Genomic DNA, 15,042 nt, shown 5'->3' with positions numbered 1-15,042 from the left:
GTCGTCAGTGCACCACTCTGGGCGAAAGGTCGCCGAAGTCGGACTGTTCCTGCACCGGCGAGGCGTGGTGCAGCACCATGCGCCAGCCATGGGCGCCGCGCACGAAAACGTTCGTGGCCGCGAGTGAGGCGTTGCGGCTGCCCTGCCCCGGTACGGTCAGGCGCTCGATGACGCAATGCATGGCCATGGTCGCGCTCGCGCTGCCCACGGCATGGCTCACCTCGATCTCGATGCGCGTGCCGCCGGCAAGGATGCGCCGCCAGGTTTCGTGCACGGCGGCCAGGCCGACGATGCGCGGGCCACCGGGGTGGACGCAGACGACCTCTTCCTCTTCCGACCACACTGCCATCAGCGCGTCGAGGTTGCCTTCGGCCAGCGCGCGGTAGAACGCGGCCTCGGCTTCGAGTGGCGTGGTGAAGTGGGCTGTGCTCTCTGCAGGCATGGAGTTTTGTCGACGATGTTCTGGGGGCGATGAAAAGGCACGGGGGCCGAAGCCCCCGTGTGCAGGACAGACCGCGGCCGAGCCGCCGGGTTCAGTGGTGGCCCTTGGGGCGCTCGCCGTTGAAGACGTACTGGGCGCTGCAGTATGGGCAGACGACCTCACCGGTCTTCAGGACGTCCAGGAACACGCGCGGGTGGCGGGCCCACAGCGGCGCGCCCGGGGGCGGGCAGTGCAGCGGCAGGTCCTTGGCCGTGACCATGATGGCGTGGGGCTTGTTGGCGGTTTCAGCCATGTCGCAATCCTCGGTGCGTGGAGATCAGACGTGGGCGAGCCAGTGCGCGTACTCGGGCGCACGGCCATTGACGACGTCGAAGAAGCGCGACTGGATCTTCTCGGTGATCGGACCGCGCTTGCCTTCGCCGATCTTGCGGTCGTCGAGTTCGCGGATCGGCGTGACCTCGGCGGCGGTGCCGGTGAAGAAGGCTTCGTCGGCGAGGTAGATGTCGTCACGCGTGAGGCGCTTGGTGCCGACCTCATAGCCGAGTTCGCGTGCGATGGCATGGATCGAGTCGCGCGTGATGCCGGTCAGCGCCGAGGCGATCTCGGGCTCGTAGATGCGGCCGTCCTTGATGATGAAGAGGTTCTCGCCCGCGCCTTCGGCGACGAAGCCCTGGTTGTCGAGCAGCAGCGCCTCGTCGTAGCCCATGCGGGTGACTTCGAGGTTGGCGAGGATCGAGTTCGGATAGGTTGCAGCCAGCTTGGCGCGCGGCATCGTCGAATTGACGTGGTGCCGGGTGTAGGACGAGGTCTTTACGCGGATGCCCTTCTGCAGGCCTTCCTCGCCCAGGTAGGCGCCCCAGGGCCAGGCGGCGATCGCCACATGCACGGTGGCGCCGACGGTGGAGATGCCCATCTTTTCCGAGCCGTAGAAGGCGATCGGGCGCAGATAGCACGACTCGAGCTTGTTCGCGCGCACGACCTCCTTCTGTGCCTCCATGAGTTCATCCTTGGAGTAGGGGATGTCCATCATGTAGATCTTGCCGGAGTTGATCAGGCGCTGGGTGTGCTCGGCCAGGCGGAAGATCGCGGTGCCGCTGACGGTGTTGTAGGCCCGGACGCCCTCGAATACGGCGAGGCCGTAGTGCAGCGAGTGGGTGAGGACGTGCGTGGTCGCCTCGCGCCACGGGACGAGCTTGCCGTCCTGCCAGATGAAGCCGTCGCGGTCAGCCATGGACATGATGAAGATCTCCGCCTGAAATAGGTTCGCTGGATGGTGTCGGTCGCGCCGGAGGGTGAGGCCGTCGCAGAACCCGCAAATTCTAGCGTAAAGCGCCGCCTGCGACGCGTGCCGCGTGCGCCCGCTCGTTGCCTGGCGCGTTCTGCGGCGCCTGCTCGCGCATGCGTCGTGCGCGCCCCGCGGTAGAATGCGGCGCTTGTCGTGGCTGGAGCCGAACGTGAAGGAACGACCCTGGAAACCCAACGTCACCGTCGCGGCGGTGATCGAGCGTGATGGCCGTTTCCTGCTCGTCGAGGAGGAAACCCCAGAGGGCCTGCGCTTCAATCAGCCCGCCGGTCACCTCGAGGAGGGGGAGTCGCTGCTCGATGCTGCAGTACGCGAGGCGCTGGAGGAAACCGCGCACCGCTTCGTCCCGGAGTATCTGGTCGGGGTCTACCAGTGGACCCGGCCGCAGGGCGATATCACCTACCTGCGTTTCGCCTACGGTGGGCGGGTCGAGGGGGTGGAGGACGGCCGCGCGCTCGACGAGGGGATTGTGCGTGCAGTGTGGATGACGCTGGACGAGGTGCGCGCGACCGCGGACCGGCATCGCAGTCCGCTGATCCTGCAGTGCATCGAGGACTGGCGTGCCGGGCAGCGCCATCCGGTGTCACTGGTGCATCACTGCGCGTCGGCCTGATGCGCGTCGCGGCATTGCTGTTCGTCCTTGTGCCGGCATGCGCGGCCGCGGCCTGGCCGGAGGGGACGGAAGCGATGGAAGGGATGGGAGGGGCAGTCAGCGCGCGGGCCGGGGAGCACGCACAGGTGAGCATCTGCTACAACTACGGCTGCAGTCGCGAAACCGAGGTACGGATTCACCGCGCCCGGCTGCTGCGCCTGGGTGCGCGGCTGGGACAGGCCGCGAACGCTGAGGAAGAGCGCGCCCGCCTCGCCGGGGAGATCGGCATGCTGTACCGGATTGCTGCGACGCAGAGCCCGGTCGCCGCGGACCGGGCGGGGAACTACCTGGATGGCGGCGTGGAGGGGCGCATGGACTGCATCGACCATGCGACCTCCACCACGCGCCTGCTGAGGCTGCTGGAGGCGAGAGGCTGGCTGCGCTTCCACCGCGTGGCGGAGCCGGCGCGGCGTACGCGCTTCATCTTCCAGCATTTCAGCGCAGTGATCGAGGAGCGGTCGGTGGAGAAGGCCGGTCCGAATCCGGGCGGTGCGGATGGCGCGCCGCCCGCCAACGCGTATGTCGTCGACAGCTGGTTCGGCGACAATGGCGAGCCGGCGGTGGTGCTGCCGCTCGTGGAATGGCTCAATGGAGGTGGACCGAATGTCCAGTAAGCAGGACGGAAATGGCATGAAGGTGGTGGTCGGCATGTCCGGCGGGGTCGATTCGTCGGTGACGGCGCTGCTGCTCAAGCAGCAGGGCTACCAGGTGACCGGCCTGTTCATGAAGAACTGGGAGGATGACGACGATTCCGAGTACTGCTCGACGCGGCAGGATCTGGTCGATGTGGCTTCGGTGTGCGACGTCATCGGTATCGACCTCGAGGTGGTCAACTTCAGCGCCGAGTACAAGGACCGCGTGTTCGCCGACTTCCTGTGCGAATACGAGGCCGGCCGCACGCCCAATCCGGATGTGCTGTGCAACTCCGAGATCAAGTTCCGCTGCTTCCTCGATCACGCCATGAAGATGGGCGCCGAGCGCATCGCCACCGGGCACTACGCCCAGGTGCGCGAATGGACCAACGATGGCCGCACCGAATACCAACTGCTCAAGGCCGAGGACGGCACCAAGGACCAGAGCTATTTCCTCTACCGCCTGACCCAGGAGCAATTGGCGAAGACGATGTTTCCGCTCGGCACGCTGTACAAGCGCGAGGTGCGGCGGCGCGCCGAGCAGGCCGGGCTGCACGTCGCAGCCAAGAAGGACTCGACCGGCATCTGCTTCATCGGCGAGCGCCCGTTCCGCGAGTTTCTGATGCGCTATCTGCCGGCGCAGCCGGGCGAGATCCGCGCGCTCGACGACGGGCGCGTGCTGGGTGAGCACCAGGGCCTGATGTACCACACCATCGGCCAGCGCAAGGGGCTCATGATCGGCGGCCTCAAGGGCAACCAGGACGAGGCCGGCGAGCACGACGCCTGGTATGTCGCAGGCAAGGACGTGAAGGCCAACCTGCTCTACGTGGTGCAGGGCCACGACCACCCGGCGCTGCTCAAGGACCGCCTGGTGGCCACTGACCTGAACTGGATCGCTGGCCGCGACCCGCACACCAACTGGGTCTACACGGCCAAACCACGCTACCGCACACCGGACCAGGCGTGCGAGATCGACCGCATCGCCGAAGGGCGTGCCGAGATCGCATTCGCCCAGCCACAGTGGGCGGTGACGCCGGGTCAGAGCGTGGTGGTGTATGAGTCCAAGGTCTGCCTGGGCGGCGGCATCATCGTCTGAGGCCCGGGGCCAGGTCGTTCGAGCGACCGCGCTGGCCCCGGGCCAGCGCGGCATCCCCCGTGCGCACATCGCAGGACGGGGTGAATCTCAGGCGGGCAGTGGCCCGCCGGCCACGGCCAGCGGCGGATGTGCCAGCGCCTGCAGGCGCGCGGCGTAGGTTTCGCAGCGTGCGATGTATTCGCGCGCGCTCTTGGGCATGGTGACGCGCGCCCGTGTGATGTCGGTCACCAGGTTGCGTCCGTGCAGGATCAGACGCAGGCCGTCCGCCGCAAGCTGACGTTCATGCTCGCTGGCTGCTGGCGACAGCATCGCAGAGACCGCGCCCAGATGTTCCGAGGCGACGACGAAGTCAGCCCACACGTCGAAGATGTCGGGGTCGGTGCGCAATGTCTCGCACTTGATCTTGGCGATGCGGGTGAATTCGTACACCAGCGGGGCGAGGTTGTCGAACAGCGGCGCCGCGGAAAACGTGGTCGCCATGATCGCGCCGATGCGGTCGATCTCACGCAGCGCCTGGGCGATCTTGATGTAGCGGCTCTCGTAGAAGGCTTCGACCGGGATCGAGAAGGCGCGGAAGGGCTCGCCCCACAGCTCGTCGATGCCTTCCTCGCCGCTGCGGTGCAGCACCAGGCGACCGAGGGTGAGGGCCTCCTGCAGGCAGCGCCCGCACTCGCGCATCAGCGGGTTGTCGGTGGCGATCTCGACGCCGAGTTCCTGCAGTTCGACCAGTTTGGTGAAGATGTCGGTGGCGCGGTTGAACAGCGCGCCTGCGTACATCGCGCCCTTGACGCGCTTGCGCTCGGGGTCCTGCTCCGACGCGTAGGACTGGCGCGCGTCGTCCAGGCGTCTGCCGGGAATGTTGATGCCGTGCTCGACGTGGTTGAACAGGCGGCGCGTCAGCGCCTGGATGAGCTTCTTCTTGGCGTCGAGGGAGTCCGCCGGCGGCTCGTAGACCTTGAGCCAGTAGCCGTCGTAATGAATGCGCCGAACACCGTCGATGATCTTGACGGTGCCGTCGGGGATGAGCTCTTCCATAGCGGTGTGAGGCCTGAGCGTGTGGGAGAGGTCGAAGGATACGCCGCTGTTCAGGCGCCTCCAATAGCGCCCTGCCGGGCGGCGGCGCGGATCTGGCGTGCGCGCCGGTGCTTGCGCCATTTTGCGCTCACCCGGATGCGCCAGAAGAGTTGCGTACCCCAGTAACTGAGGATGGCGCCCGTAGCCGCCATGATGACCATGCCCACGAGCAGTGGCTGGCCGATGCCGGTGACCCAGTTCCACGCCTGGTTCAGCGAGTCGATCATGCGCAGGGGGCGTTCGACGTCTTCCGGGGTAAGGTCGGGCGGGGTGCGCGTGCCGATGATGCCCGCACCCAGGCGATAGGCGAAGTAGTAGATCGGGCCGTAGGTCAGCGGATTGCTGACCAGGGTCGATGCCGCAGCGATGAGCAGATTTCCGCGCAGCAACAATGAGGCGACCGCGGCGGCCGGGATCTGGGCGATCGGGATCATGAGCCCGAAGAACACCCCCATGGCCACCCCACGCGCGACCGAACGCCGATTCACATGCCACAGCAGCGGATCGTGAACGCGCGGCCCCAGCCAGCGCAGGAGCCGGCTTTGCGTGATTTTTTCACGGGTGGGCAGAAGGCGTTCGAGCATGTTCCGGTCCGGGCAGAAAGCGGCATCTTACGCATTGCGCCGCAAAGCACAAGCGTAGCGCCGCATGGCCGTACGAAACGGTCGCAGGCGGCTGCAAGGTGCTGATTATCCGTCGATGTGACCGTTCCCGCCGTGAGAAATTCACACGCCTGCAGCAGGGTTTCCCCCTGCCCCGCGGTGCCGAGGGCAAGCAGGCGTGTCAGGCGAGGTCGCTCGGGATCACTGCGCGCAGCACGGTCTGGGTTTCGCCTTCGCGGACGCGGTTGGTGAACCACCACAGTGCGCCCTTCTTGATCGTCCAGTCCGCCTCGTGGCCGGAGAGCAGCAGGGCCGCCAGGCGGCCGAGCGCGGGCTGGTGGCCGACCACGAGCGCTGCGCTGCTGGCGTCCGGCCAGCCGGTGGCGGCGAGCAGGTCGGGCACGTTGCCATCCGGCCCGAGCGAGGCGACGATCTGGAAGCTGTCGGTGAATGCGGCGGCTGTCTGCCGGGTGCGCACGGTGGGACTGGCGAGGACCTTGAGCTGCTTCGGGCGGTGCTCGTCCAGCCATTGCGCGATGCGTCGCGCCTGCTTGTGGCCGCGGGGCGTGAGCTCGCGCGTGTGGTCGGGCGTGCCGTCGAAGGCTTCGGCGTGGCGCCAGAGCAGGAGGTCCATGTCGTGCTTCCGGGTGGAGAGGGCCGACATCTTCGTCTATGGCTGTTGCAGCTTGATGACGGGGGAAGCCTACCAGGGTTTCCTGCCCGACAGCAGCGGTGCGCTCTCGCGCAGCGCACGCCGCCGCAGGCGTGCATACCGCGCGGCGTGCCAGCCCAGCACGAATGCGGCTGCCGGAGCGAGGCGCGCGTCTGCCGCCACCCAGGCGGCGAGCCGCTGCTGCGCAGCGTCGACGTCCTGCAGGAAGCCGAGTGTGTCCTGGACGAGCACGACCGCTTCCAGATAGCGCCGCACCGCCCGTGCGGGGAACAGCGGGGCGAAGAACTCCACCGCGTAGCGCAGTTGCTTGAATCCGATGCGCAGCGCGTGGAGACGGGTCGGCTCGAGGGTCTCGGCCGCCGCTGCGAGCCGTCGCGTGCGCTTGCGCAGCCGGTCCAGGCGCAGACGCGCAAAGGTGCGCAGGTCGGCCGCCTGGATCAGGCTGTCGATGGTGAGGCGGTGGAGGTCGGCTGTGAGTCCGAGCAGCAGGCGGCCCTGGGTGGCCATATCGAGGTTGTGACAGGCGTGTGCGCGCGCTTCCTCACGGGCGCGGCGGACGGTGCTGGCCAGGGCCGAGAAGGAGGCCTCGTCGGCCAGGCCCTCGGGGGCGACCGGGGCGAGCAGTTCGGCGTGGAACACATCGAGGTCGCGGGCGTCGCCGAAGCGGTTGGCGTTCTCGCGCAGGCGCACGCTCCAGTCTGCGACGAAGGTGGCCGGCAGCGCCGGCGCGAAGAGCTTGAGCAGGGCGCGCAGGCGGCGCTGCGATACGCGCAGCTGGTGGATGAAATCGGCTGCGATGCTGTCCGGGTCCATGTGCTCGAGCGCACCGGCAGCGTTGGCCTGCCATTGACGGACGCAGGAGAAGGCGAGGGTGCGGAAGGCATCGACCGCGTTCTGCGTGGCGTCGATCGCGGACGGCTCGGCACGCACTGCAGTGGACGGCGTGCCGAGGAACAGCCGGTAGCCGCGCTCTGCCTTGGAGAGGTCCGCAGGCATCAGCGGCAGGTCGCTGGCGAGGGTTTCGGCGAGTTCGATCAGGTCCAGCGGCTGCCCGGCTTCGAGCTCGAGTTCGAGCTCGCAGATGGGGGCGCTGCGCTCAACGCCGTCGGGTGTGCGCAGGCTCACCTCGCCGGTGTCGATCATCATCAGGATGCGCAGGTCTTCGCGCGGGCTGTACACGCGCGTTTCACGCCGGAAACGCGTGGTGAACACGGGCACCAGCGCGTCGTGGTGGCGCGCGAGCAACTGTGCCGCTTCGGGCTGGTCGATCGCGCCGAAATCGAACGCGCCGGTGTAGTCCTGCTCCCACTCCGGGCGCTGGGACAGGCCGCCACTGGACACCGCGGCACACTTGACCGTCTGTAACTGGCGACGTCCCTGGCGGCGGATGCGCAGCGCCACCTTGCGTGCCTTGAGTTGCAGCGCGGGGGTGTCGAAATAGGTGTTGTCCAGCGTCACCGCGTTGCCAAGCTTCTGCGCGGCGCTCACCAGCGGATGGCGCCGGAGTGCGGGCAGTGCGCGGTGGGGCAGGGCAAGCTTGAGTTCGATCTCGTGGCTCATGGTGATCGCCCCGTGGGGGCGTCGGAAGAAAGGGCGCCTGAATTCTAGACGCCCCGTTGTGGTGCGTCATGCTCGGTTTCGTGACATACGCGTCCGCGTTCGGCATTCACTCGCCGAACACCTCCCGCCACAGGGCGATCACCGGGGCGCGTGCGTGCCCGGCTTCTTCGGGTACTACCCGCGACGGGCGGTCATTCAGGCGCTGGCGGTGCTGCAGGCGACGCAGTTCGCGATAGCTGTCGGCGCAGGCGGCGGCCAGTTCGCGGGGGATCAGGCCGAGCTCGCCGGCGATGCGCAGCAGTGCGATGTTGCCGAGGTTGCCGGTCAGTTGCGGGTGGTCGTGGCTGAAGCCCAGCACCAGATACTGGATCAGGAACTCGACGTCGATCAGGCCGCCCGGATCGTGCTTCAGTTCGAATGTGCCATCCCCCTTGCTGCCGTGCGCATCGCGCATCTTGTTGCGCATCGCCAGCACCTCGGCGCGCAGCGCATTGCGGTCGCGCTGCATGCGCAGCACCTCGCAGCGGATGCGCTCGAAGGCCTCGCCGATGGCGCGGTCGCCCGCGGAAAAGCGGGCCCGGGTCAGCGCCTGGTGCTCCCACACCCAGGCCGATTCGCGTTGGTACTTGCGGAAGGCGTCCAGGGAGGTGACGATCAGGCCGGACTCGCCGTTCGGACGCAGGCGCAGGTCGGTATCGAAGAGCTGGCCGGCGGCGGTCTGGCTGGAGAGCCAGGTGTTGGTGCGCTGCGCGAGCCGCGTGTAGACCTCGGGGGCTTCGGGCGCGTCGTCGTCGAAGAGGAAAACGATGTCCAGGTCGGAGGCGTAGCCGAGCTCCTTGCCACCGAGCTTGCCGTAGCTGACGACGGCGAAACGCGGCGCCTCGCGGTGGCGGATCTTGATCCGACGCCAGCACAGCGGCAGCGTGAGATCGAGCATGATGTCGGCGAGCTCGGAGAGGTGATCGGCGAGCTTTTCCACCGTGAGCAGGCCAGCGATGTCCTGCGTGAGCAGGCGGAACACCTGGGCGTGGTGCTGCTCGCGCATCACGTCCATCTGGCGCTCCATGTCGGGTTCGTGCGTCTCCAGCTCGGCGGCCAGGCTGGTGCGGAAGGCGGCCCAGTCCGGGGGCGTGTCGAGATTGCGCGAATCGAGCATCTCGTCGAGCAGGATGGGATGCCGGGTGAGGAACTGTGCCGCCCAGCGCGATGCGCTCATCAGGTCGGCGACGCGCTGCAGCGCCTGCGGGTATTGCTGCAGCAGCGCGAGGTAGGCGCCGCGGCGGCCGATCGCCTCGATGAGGTCGAGCATCCGCGCCAGGGTGTCGTCCGCTCCGGGCTTGGTGGCTGCGGCCTCGACCATGCGCGGCACCAGCGCGTCGAAGCGGCTCTTGATGTTGTTGGGCAGCTGGCGGTAGCGCGGGCTGGCGTGGATTGCGGCGAGACGCTCGGCGCCGGCGCCGGGATGCAGGTAGCCTAGCCCCGCAAGCGCATCGGTTGCTGCGTCGCGGTCCTCCGCGTTGGACCACACGGCGTCCAGGCTGTGATCCTCTTCCGACGGATCGCCGAACACATGGTCGAAGTGGCGGCTCACGACCGTGCGATGTGCCGCAAGCACCGTCTGCAGGGCAGGGTAGTCGGCGAAACCCATGGCCTCCGCGATCCGCGCCTGGTCTTCCGTGTTTGCGGGCAGATCGTGCGTCTGTGCGTCGTCGAGGTACTGCAACCGATGCTCGAGTCGGCGCAGGAAGACGTAGGCCGAGGACAGCTCGGCCACCGCCTCGGGGGAGAGAATGCCGCGTTCGGGGAGCATTTCGAGCACCTTGAGCGTTGGGCGCACCTGGAGCGCGATGTCGCGGCCGCCCCGGATGAGCTGGAACACCTGGGCGATGAACTCGATCTCGCGGATGCCGCCCGGGCCGAGCTTGACGTTGTTCACCCGGTCGCGGCGAGCCACCTCGCGGCGGATCTGCGCATGCAGGTCGCGCATCGCGTTGATCGCGCCGAAATCGAGATACTTGCGGAATACGAATGGACGGGCGATGTCGCGCAGCTCGGGCCAGCGCTGACCGAGCAGCACGCGCCCCTTGATCCAGGCGTAGCGTTCCCACTCGCGGCCCTGGGTGAAGAAGTAGTTCTCCAGCATGTCGAAGCAGCACACCAGCGGGCCGGAGTCGCCGTTCGGGCGCAGACGCATGTCGACCCGGAACACCTGGCCGTGCTCGGTGATCTCGGCCAGGGCCTGGATGAGCTGTTTGCCGAGGCGCTCGAAAAACTCGAAATTGCTGATGACCTTCTTGCCGCCGGTATCGCCGTCTTCCGGGTAGACGAAGATCAGGTCGATGTCCGAGGACACGTTGAGCTCTCGCCCGCCGAGCTTGCCCATGCCGATCACCAGCAGCTCCTGCTCCCAGCCGGTGGGTGAGAGCGGCTGGCCGTAGCGCTCGACGAGTCCAGCGTGCAGCACGTCGTGTGCGTGCCGGATCGCGGTTTCGGCGAGCAGCGTCATGGTCTGGGTGACCTCGGCCAGCGGGGCGGCGAGCGCCAGATCGCGCACGATGAGGTGGCACAGCACCCAGGTCCGCAACTGGCGCAGGGCGGGGCGCAACGCGGCGTCCCCACCGCCGTGCACCTGCTCGCGTTCGGCAATGAAGCGCTGCATCTGGGCTTCGCCGATCGGTGCCGACATGCTCGTGACCAGCGCGGGTCCGAGCCAGGGCTGGCTGTCGAGCATGCGCGACAGATAGCGCGACATGCGCCGGGCCTGCTGCACTTCCGGGGGCAGGCCTGGCGCGCTGGCGCTGGGGGGGGTGGACATGGCGTGGCTCCAGTGCGGACGCGGATCGTTGGTAGAATGCGGCCGTTCCGGCGCAATGCCCGCCGGTACCGCAGAGACATCCATTTTATCCGCCCGCGCAGCCGGCCGGCATGACGATCGTGGCGATGTGCCACACAGCTATCGAGCATTTCCCTGAACACGCAAGATTCTGGCTCGGCCGCAGCTCCTCCGCCCCCCGTGGCGGCTTCGGTGTCGCCTCCGCGCACGGCGGAGCGGCTGCGCCGGGCGTTCGCGCGCGCTGCGTTCGCACTCGTGCTGCTGTGGTGTGCCGGCGCTTCGCTGATGCTCGTGGCGCGCCATGTCCTGCTGCCCGCGGTGGGCGAGTTTCGCGGGCCGATCGAGCGTGCGCTGGCGGCGCAGATCGGCCTGCCGGTCTCCATCGGTCAGCTTGAGGGCGGCTGGGCGGGGTGGCGTCCGCGCCTGCGCATGGCCGACATCGGCATCGCCGATGTCGACGGCCGGCCCGCGCTCACCCTGCGGGCGGTCGATGCCACGCTGGCGTGGAGCTCGCTGCTTCGCCTGCGGCCCTATTTCCACCGCCTGGAAATCGTCGCCCCCGAGCTTGCGCTGCGCCGTGATGCAGAAGGCATGCTGCATGTCGCCGGCGTGCCTGTTCGTGGAGGCGGGCCGGATGGCGCGGGGCTGCAATGGCTGTTCGCACAGCGCCAGATCTTCATCCATGGCGCGCGGCTGAGCTGGGAGGACGAGACCCGGGCCGCGCCGCTGCTCGTGCTCGACAAGGTGTCGTTTCGCCTCGACCGGCGCGGCTTCGCCACGCGCATGGCGTTCGAGGCCGAACCTCCCCCCGCGATCGCAGCGCGCCTGAGCGTACGTGCCGAGGTGCGCGAACTGGATCTGACTGGCGGCGCGCGCGCGCCGCTCGCGCACGTTCGCGGCAGTTTTCATGTGGCGCTGGACGAGGCCGAGCTCGGTGCATGGCGGCCATGGCTCGACTATCCCCTGCCGCTCGACGGCCGCGGCGCGGCGCGGGCCTGGATCGATGCGGACGGAAGGGGAGGTTTTGCGCTTACTGCGGATCTCGCGCTCTACGGCGTGCGCACCCGGCTCGCCGAAGGGCTGCCTGAACTGGCGCTGCAGCGGCTGGAAGGCAGGCTGGGCCTTGCGCGTGATGCGGAGCATTGGCGGGTGAGCACACATGCGCTGGCGCTGGAGCAGGACGCGGGCTTGCGCCTGGCCCCCGCCGACCTGATGTTCGAGTTCGCGCGCGGCGAGGAGGATGGCGCTGCGGCGGCGGGCGGGCAGTTGCGCGCAAACCGGCTCGATTTCGCCGCGCTGGCGGCGCTTGCCGCACACCTGCCGCTCGACGAGGGGGTGCGCGCACGCCTGGCGGGCTTCGAGCCTCGCGGACGGGTGAACGACCTGCGTCTGTCGTGGCAGGGCCCCGCCGCGGCGCCCGCGCGCTGGGCGCTGGCGGCACGGTTCGAGGGGCTGGGGGTGCGGGCGCAGGCGAATCTTCCTGGCATGGGCGGTCTGTCGGGAAGTGTCGAGGGGGATGGCGAACGTGGCCGCTTCCGTCTCGACGGCGAGGACATGCACATCGATCTACCGGCCGTGTTCGAACAGGGGCGGCTCGATTTCGCGCGTTTCCGTGCCGATGGTGGCTGGTCGCAGCGTGAAGGCAGGCTGGAGGTGGTGCTGGACGGAGCCGAGTTCGAGAACGCTGACGCGGCGGGCAGCGCATCGGGTCGTTACTGGCCCGATGGCGGGGCGGGCGAGATCGACCTGCAGGCCAGACTGCACCGGGCCGAGGGCACCTCGGTTTGGCGCTATCTGCCCAGCGTGGTCAATGCGCACACACGGGCATGGGTGCAGCATGCGATCCGTCAGGCGACGGTGCCCGAGGCGCGCCTGCGGCTGAAGGGCGCCCTGTCGGATTTTCCTTTCCGCGATGGCAGTGGACAGTTCCTGGTCACGGTGCGGATTACCGATGCCGTGCTTGACTACGCGCCGGGCTGGCCCGGTATCGAGGGCATCGCCGGCGAGCTTCGCTTCGAGGCAGCGGGCATGCGCATGGCGGCAAGCCAGGGCAGGATCCTCGGGGTCGCGCTGCGCGATGTGGTGGCCGAGATCCCTGACCTGGATGCGCGGCCGACGCCCGTCATGCAGATCCGGGGGCAAGCAGCCGGCGCGACTGCAGATTTTCTGCGCTTCGTGGCCGAGAGCCCGGTCGCCCGGCGCGTGGGCCGGTTTACTGCAGGTATCGCCGCCCAGGGCGAGGGGGTGCTCGCGCTCGAACTGGACATGCCGTTGCACGCGGTTGCCGAGACCCGTGTGGGTGGAGATTTCCGCTTTGCCGGCAACCGCATCCGCCTGCTGGAGGCGTTGCCTGCACTTGAGGGTGCGGCGGGGCAGATCCGGTTTACTGGGGATTCGCTCTCCATCCCCGAGGCGCGTGCCCGCTTGTTCGGACACCCGCTGCGGTTGGTCGCGAAAACGCTGAAGGACGGCGGCGTCCGCTTCGAAGCCAGCGGCAGGGCAGGCGCCGATGCGGTACGCGCGGCCTACGACCTGCACCTGCTCAACGCAATCTCGGGGGATGTGGGCTGGAAGGCCGCGGTTTCGGTGCAGGGGCAGGGTACGCAGGTCGAAGTGAGCTCCGATCTCGTCGGTCTGTCCTCCAGCCTGCCTGCGCCGCTGAACAAATCGGCCGGTGAGGCATGGGCGACGGAGTTCCGCTTCGAGCATTCCGGGCCTGATGCGGCTGAAACCTACGCCTTGCGCGCAGGCGCGCTGCTGCGCGCGGCCCTCAGCCGGCAGGAGGGTGCGCACCCCGCGCTGCGTGGCGGTGTAGCGCTGGGGCGGGCGACGGTCGATGCACCACCGGCTTCGGCCGACGGGGTGCGCATTGCGGCCGTGCTCGACCGGCTCGACCTCGATGCCTGGCAGCGGGCGCTTGAATCGGGGGGCGGCGAGATGCCTGCGATCGGCGAGGTGCCTGCGTGGTCGGAAGTTGCCCTGGCGGCGGATGAGCTGAGCGTTCTCGGGCAGACCCTCAAGGCGGTCGATCTGCGCGCCACGGCGGACGCCGGGGGGTGGAAGGCGCGCCTTGAGAGCGATGTCGCCGATGGCGAGTTCGACTGGCGCCATGCGGGCAGCGGCGCGCTGTTGGCGCGCTTCCGCCACCTGAGCCTGGTGCGCGGTGCGGATGCGCGCAAGGGCACGGAGGACGCAGCCGTGGCGGATGGCGAGCCAGAGCCTGCTGGGGACGAGGTGGCGGCAGAAGGGCGCGACCCGGGCAGTCTGCCTGCGCTTGACATCGTCGCCGAGCGTTTCGTGCTCGACGGACTGGAACTCGGCCGGCTGGAACTCCTTGCCCGCAACCGCGGCAGGTTGTGGCAGCTCGAGCGCCTTGCGCTCGACAACGAGGATGGCCGGGTGGTCGGCCACGGTGAATGGCGGTCATCGGGCCTGCAACGTACGCAGCTCGAATTCACCCTCTCGACTTCCAGCATGGGGCAGCTGGTGCGCCGCTTGGGCTACGCAGACGTTGTGCGCGGGGGCGCCGCCGATCTGTCCGGCCGCCTTGCCTGGCGCGGGGCGCCTACGCGCATCGACCATCCGACGCTTTCGGGTGCGCTCCAGTTCGAGACGGGTGCCGGGCAGTTCAACAAGCTCGAGCCCGGCGTCGGGCGTCTGCTCGGCATCCTAAGCCTGCAGTCCCTGCCGCGCCGGATCACGCTCGATTTCCGTGACGTGTTCTCGGAGGGATTCGCCTTCGACCGCATTTCCGGTAGCATCGAACTCGCTTCCGGTGTCCTGCGTACCGACGACCTCGACATCCGCGGGCCCGCGGCGCGGGTGCGCATGAGCGGCACGGCGGACGTGGTCGCCGAAACCCAGGATCTGCAGGTGTTCGTCCAGCCGACCCTGTCCGAATCGGTGGCGATTGGTGCAGCGGCGGGGCTGCTGAACCCGGCCGTGGGGGTCGTGACCTATCTCGCGCAGAAGGTGCTGAGCGATCCGATCGAGAAGCTCTTCACCTTCGAGTATTCGATCACCGGCAGCTGGAGTGATCCGCTGGTGGCGCGACGGACCGGTGCCGAGGCGCGGCCGGCGCAGTAGGCATCGTGTGCAGACCTTGCCGATCCCGTTTCCCGGGCCGTTCCGGCCCATCCTCTTCTCGCGAACTTCGCCAGGCCAACCGTTTGCAA

General features: G+C 68.4%; 12 protein-coding genes. 4 read left to right on the top strand and 8 right to left on the bottom strand.

Features of this window, described 5'->3' with window-relative positions:
* Nucleotides 1–4: 4 nt before the first annotated feature.
* From ACNKW1_RS05280 to ACNKW1_RS05270, 3 genes are all read right to left on the bottom strand, one after another.
* A complete protein-coding gene (locus ACNKW1_RS05280; RefSeq protein ID WP_418363548.1) occupies nucleotides 5–442 on the bottom strand; it encodes a YybH family protein in 438 nt (145 codons plus the stop codon).
* A 91-nt stretch (nucleotides 443–533) separates the two neighbouring features.
* A complete protein-coding gene (locus ACNKW1_RS05275; protein WP_418363547.1) occupies nucleotides 534–734 on the bottom strand; it encodes a zinc-finger domain-containing protein in 201 nt (66 codons plus the stop codon).
* Nucleotides 735–758: 24 nt separating this feature from the next.
* On the bottom strand, nucleotides 759–1,679 hold the full coding sequence (locus tag ACNKW1_RS05270) for a branched-chain amino acid transaminase (protein WP_418363546.1): 921 nt from the start codon (nucleotides 1,677–1,679) through the stop codon (nucleotides 759–761).
* Between the two features lie 217 nt (nucleotides 1,680–1,896).
* Here ACNKW1_RS05270 and ACNKW1_RS05265 point away from each other — a divergent pair, with 217 nt between their 5' ends.
* From ACNKW1_RS05265 to mnmA, 3 genes are all read left to right on the top strand, one after another.
* Nucleotides 1,897–2,358 carry an NUDIX hydrolase gene (locus tag ACNKW1_RS05265; protein ID WP_418363545.1) on the top strand — a complete coding sequence of 154 codons (462 nt, stop codon included), beginning with the start codon at nucleotides 1,897–1,899 and terminating at the stop codon, nucleotides 2,356–2,358.
* A 74-nt stretch (nucleotides 2,359–2,432) separates the two neighbouring features.
* The gene (locus ACNKW1_RS05260; RefSeq protein ID WP_418363544.1) at nucleotides 2,433–3,011 is read left to right on the top strand and encodes a hypothetical protein; all 579 of its coding nucleotides are present in this window, start codon (nucleotides 2,433–2,435) and stop codon (nucleotides 3,009–3,011) included.
* A 16-nt stretch (nucleotides 3,012–3,027) separates the two neighbouring features.
* Nucleotides 3,028–4,125, top strand: a complete 1,098-nt coding sequence (mnmA, locus tag ACNKW1_RS05255; RefSeq protein ID WP_418363777.1) for a tRNA 2-thiouridine(34) synthase MnmA — start codon at nucleotides 3,028–3,030, stop codon at nucleotides 4,123–4,125.
* A gap of 87 nt (nucleotides 4,126–4,212) precedes the next feature.
* On the opposite strand, the gene ACNKW1_RS05250 is transcribed toward mnmA, so the two are convergent.
* The 5 genes from ACNKW1_RS05250 to glnE all read right to left on the bottom strand — a co-directional run bounded on the left by ACNKW1_RS05250 (nucleotide 4,213) and on the right by glnE (nucleotide 10,849).
* Nucleotides 4,213–5,160, bottom strand: a complete 948-nt coding sequence (locus ACNKW1_RS05250) for a hypothetical protein (protein WP_418363543.1) — start codon at nucleotides 5,158–5,160, stop codon at nucleotides 4,213–4,215.
* 50 nt (nucleotides 5,161–5,210) lie between these two features.
* Nucleotides 5,211–5,783, bottom strand: coding sequence for a DUF2062 domain-containing protein (locus tag ACNKW1_RS05245; RefSeq protein WP_418363542.1), 573 nt, complete (start codon nucleotides 5,781–5,783; stop codon nucleotides 5,211–5,213).
* A 199-nt stretch (nucleotides 5,784–5,982) separates the two neighbouring features.
* On the bottom strand, nucleotides 5,983–6,435 hold the full coding sequence (locus tag ACNKW1_RS05240; protein ID WP_418363541.1) for a SixA phosphatase family protein: 453 nt from the start codon (nucleotides 6,433–6,435) through the stop codon (nucleotides 5,983–5,985).
* Between the two features lie 69 nt (nucleotides 6,436–6,504).
* Nucleotides 6,505–8,034 (bottom strand): CHAD domain-containing protein, encoded by a 1,530-nt coding sequence (locus ACNKW1_RS05235; protein WP_418363540.1) that lies wholly within the window; start codon nucleotides 8,032–8,034, stop codon nucleotides 6,505–6,507.
* Nucleotides 8,035–8,140: 106 nt separating this feature from the next.
* Nucleotides 8,141–10,849 (bottom strand): bifunctional [glutamate--ammonia ligase]-adenylyl-L-tyrosine phosphorylase/[glutamate--ammonia-ligase] adenylyltransferase, encoded by a 2,709-nt coding sequence (glnE, locus tag ACNKW1_RS05230; protein WP_418363539.1) that lies wholly within the window; start codon nucleotides 10,847–10,849, stop codon nucleotides 8,141–8,143.
* A 210-nt stretch (nucleotides 10,850–11,059) separates the two neighbouring features.
* Here glnE and ACNKW1_RS05225 point away from each other — a divergent pair, with 210 nt between their 5' ends.
* The gene (locus ACNKW1_RS05225) at nucleotides 11,060–14,953 is read left to right on the top strand and encodes a YhdP family protein (protein WP_418363538.1); all 3,894 of its coding nucleotides are present in this window, start codon (nucleotides 11,060–11,062) and stop codon (nucleotides 14,951–14,953) included.
* The last annotated feature ends 89 nt before the right edge of the window (nucleotides 14,954–15,042 follow it).

Source organism: Thauera sp. WH-2, from assembly GCF_048321015.1.
Lineage (GTDB): Bacteria > Pseudomonadota > Gammaproteobacteria > Burkholderiales > Rhodocyclaceae > Thauera.
Note: the sequence above shows the minus strand (reverse complement) of the source record. Positions and strands in the feature narration are given on the sequence as shown.

Coding starts and splice junctions, on each gene's coding strand:
- mnmA (WP_418363777.1), top strand. CDS start 3,028: ATGAAGGTGGTGGTCGGCATGTCCGGCGGGGTCGATTCGTCGGTGACG.
- ACNKW1_RS05245 (WP_418363542.1), bottom strand. CDS start 5,783: ATGCTCGAACGCCTTCTGCCCACCCGTGAAAAAATCACGCAAAGCCGG.
- ACNKW1_RS05280 (WP_418363548.1), bottom strand. CDS start 442: ATGCCTGCAGAGAGCACAGCCCACTTCACCACGCCACTCGAAGCCGAG.
- ACNKW1_RS05240 (WP_418363541.1), bottom strand. CDS start 6,435: ATGGACCTCCTGCTCTGGCGCCACGCCGAAGCCTTCGACGGCACGCCC.
- ACNKW1_RS05275 (WP_418363547.1), bottom strand. CDS start 734: ATGGCTGAAACCGCCAACAAGCCCCACGCCATCATGGTCACGGCCAAG.
- ACNKW1_RS05270 (WP_418363546.1), bottom strand. CDS start 1,679: ATGTCCATGGCTGACCGCGACGGCTTCATCTGGCAGGACGGCAAGCTC.
- ACNKW1_RS05235 (WP_418363540.1), bottom strand. CDS start 8,034: ATGAGCCACGAGATCGAACTCAAGCTTGCCCTGCCCCACCGCGCACTG.
- glnE (WP_418363539.1), bottom strand. CDS start 10,849: ATGTCCACCCCCCCCAGCGCCAGCGCGCCAGGCCTGCCCCCGGAAGTG.
- ACNKW1_RS05260 (WP_418363544.1), top strand. CDS start 2,433: ATGGAAGGGATGGGAGGGGCAGTCAGCGCGCGGGCCGGGGAGCACGCA.
- ACNKW1_RS05250 (WP_418363543.1), bottom strand. CDS start 5,160: ATGGAAGAGCTCATCCCCGACGGCACCGTCAAGATCATCGACGGTGTT.